At 70.5% G+C, this 3,350-nt stretch carries 1 protein-coding gene; it reads left to right on the top strand.

Going from position 1 to position 3,350, the window contains the following annotated elements; all coding sequences use genetic code 11:
• Positions 1-259 precede the first annotated feature (259 nt).
• On the top strand, positions 260-3,350 hold a 3,091-nt coding region (locus AB0G02_RS32405), incomplete at its 3' end, for a ThuA domain-containing protein (protein ID WP_360801786.1).

Here is a 3,350-nt window from a genome sequence, read left to right as displayed (position 1 = left end):
CCCACGTCGCGGTCCGGTGTGGACCGGTGCCCCGTCGAGCCCGCGCGGACCGGTGCGCGCGGGCGCGTACCATCCTGTGGCGGAGCACCGGAGTAAAGCCACCGAATGCAGTATTCGGAGTCCTCAACCAGGTCGAGGATTGGCGAGTAGTGGACACCCGGCAATCTTGACCCTCCGGAAAATGCCTCATTAGTTTGTTTACCCGACAGACTAATCACGCGATCTGCGGCGTGGTGCACCGTCCGGTGGGAGGCACTCAATGGCGAACACGCCCAGGCGCGGTCCGCGAAGGTGGTCGATCGTCGCGGTCGTCATGGCGGTGCTCGGGTCGCTGGTCGCGTCGACCGGGTCGGCCCAGGCGCACCCCGGTCACGGTGACGAGACGTTCAAGGCCCTCGTCTTCAGCAAGACCGCGGGCTTCCGCCACCCGTCGATCGACGCGGGCGTCGCCGCCATCGGCCGACTCGCCGCCGACCACGGCTTCACCGTGGACGCCACCACCGACGCCGGCGCGTTCACCGACACCAACCTCGCCCAGTACGAGGTCGTCGTCTTCCTCTCCACGACCGGTGACGTCCTCGACGCGACCCAGCAGGCGGCCTTCGAGCGCTACATCAGGGCCGGCGGCGGGTACGCGGGCGTGCACGCCGCGGCCGACGCCGAGTACGACTGGGCCTGGTACGGCAACCTGGTGGGCGCCTACTTCTCCGGCCACCCCGAACCGCAGAACGCGACGGTGAAGGTCACCGACCCCGCCCACCCGTCGACCGCGCAGCTCCCGCAGACCTGGCGGCGCTTCGACGAGTGGTACAACTACCGCTCCGACCCCTCCGCCCGCGTGCACGTGCTGGCCGAGCTGGACGAGACGAGCTACACCGGCGGCACGATGGGGGCCGGCCACCCGATCGCGTGGTGCCAGGACTACGACGGCGGCCGCTCCTGGTACACGGGTCTGGGCCACACCGACGAGTCCTACGCCGAACCGGAGTTCCTGGACCACCTGCTCAAGGGCATCCAGACCGCCGCCGGCGTCGTGGACGCCGACTGCTCGGCCACCCGGACCGACGCCTACGAGAAGGTCACCCTCGACGACACCACCGCGAACCCGATGGAGCTCGCCATCGCGGAGGACGGCCGCGTGTTCTACATCGACCGCAACGGCGCGGTGCGCGTCGTGCGGCGCGACGGCGCGGTGGTCACGGCCGGCACGCTGAACGTCTACACCGGACAGGAGTTCGGCCTCCTGGGCATCGCGCTCGACCCGGACTTCGCCACCAACAACCAGATCTACCTGTACTACTCGCCGGCCGGCAGCGAGAGCGCGGACCGGGTCTCCCGCTTCACGCTCCAGGGCGACTCGATCGTGCCCGGCAGCGAGAAGGTGCTGCTGACCGTCACGACCCAGCGCGAGCAGTGCTGCCACGCCGGCGGCGCGCTGGAGTTCGACAACGACGGCAACCTCTACATCACCACCGGGGACAACACCAACCCGTTCAACTCCGACGGCTACGCGCCGCTCGACGAGACCGCCGGCCGTTCCGCCTGGGACTCCCAGCGCTCCGCGGCCAACAGCAACAACCTCAACGGCAAGGTCCTGCGGATCACGCCGCAGCCGGACGGCACCTACACCGTGCCGCAGGGCAACATGTTCCCGCCCGGCACGGCCAAGACCCGGCCCGAGATCTACGCGATGGGCTTCCGCAACCCGTTCCGCATCGGCCTGGACCCGAAGACCAACAAGCTCCAGGTGGCCGACTACGGCCCCGACGCCGGTCAGGCCAACCCGCAGCGCGGTCCGGACGGCCGCGTCGAGTGGAACGTCGTCGACCGGCCCGGGTTCTACGGCTGGCCCTACTGCGTCGGGAACAACACCCCGTACGTCGACTACGACTTCGCGACCGGCACGTCCGGTGCGCAGTTCGACTGCGCCCACCCCGTGAACAACTCGCCGAACAACACCGGCCTCACCGAGCTGCCCGCCGCGATCGGCACGAAGATCTGGCAGGGCAAGAGCAGCACGGGCAACCCCGAGATCGGCGGCAGCGGCGCACCGCTGGCCGGCGGCACCTACCGGTTCGACCCGGACCTGGTCTCCGAGCGGAAGTGGCCCGCCTACTGGGACGGCAAGGCGATCTGGGGCGACTGGAACGACAACCGGCTGTTCTCGCTCCAGCTCGACGCCGAGGGCTCGAACGTCGTCGACATCAGCCGGATGCTGCCGGGGATGGCGTTCAACCGGCCGCACGCCATGCAGTTCGGCCCGGACGGCTCGCTGTACCTGATCGAGTGGGGCTCCGGCTTCGGCGGCAACAACGCCGACAGCGGCGTCTACCGCATCGACTACGTGCGCGGCGACCGCAGCCCGGTCGCGGTCGCGAGGGCCGACAAGACCTCCGGCCACGCCCCGCTGACCGTGCGGTTCTACTCGGCCGGCTCGCGAGACCCCGACGGCGACCCGCTGACGTTCGCGTGGGACTTCGACGGCGACGGCACCGCGGACAGCACCGAGACCGCGCCGAGCCACACCTACACCGCGAACGGCGACTACACCGCCCGGCTCACCGTCACCGACCAGGGCGGCAGGTCCGCGGTCGCCAACGTGGCCATCGTCGTGGGCAACACCCCGCCCGTGGTCACGCTGACCGCGCCGGCCGACGGCGGCTTCATCGACTTCGGTGACCAGGTCTCCTACCACGTCACCGTGACCGACGCCGAGGACGGCACGGTCGACTGCCAGGACGTGGTCGTGCAGCCCGCCCTGGGCCACGACGAGCACTCCCACGGCTACGAGCAGTACCACGGCTGTGAAGGCCTCGCGCTGATGTCGGGCGACGAGGGCCACGTGGGGGCGAACATCTTCGGCGTCCTCAGCGCGAAGTACACCGACAAGGGCGGCGACGGCGCGTCCCCGCTGACCGGCGAGTCGATCCTGGTGCTGCAGCCCAAGCACAAGGAGGCCGAGTTCCACACCGCCACCGGCCGCACCGCGGACGGCGTCGGTGACGACACGGCCGGCGTCGAGCAGGAGGACACCACCGACACCGGCGGCGGCAAGAACATCGGCTTCATCACCGACGGCGACTGGTTCTCGCTGCGCCCGGCCACGCTCCAGGGCATCGACCAGGTGCGGTTCCGCGTGGCCTCGGGGTCCGAGGGCGGCCGGGTGGAGGTGCGCGTCGGTGCGCCGGACGGCCCGCTCGCGGGCACGGCGACCTTCGCCGGCACCGGCGGCTGGCAGAACTGGACCACCGTCACCGCCGAGATCACCGACGACGTCCCGGCGGGGTCCGAGCTGTACTTCGTCACCCGCAGGCCGCAGGGCAGCACGACCACCGGCTACCTGGCCAACG

Origin of the sequence: Actinosynnema sp. NPDC023658, from assembly GCF_040639995.1 — a bacterium.
Classification (GTDB): Bacteria; Actinomycetota; Actinomycetes; order Mycobacteriales; family Pseudonocardiaceae; genus Actinosynnema.
This window is presented reverse-complemented; position numbering and strand designations above follow the sequence as displayed.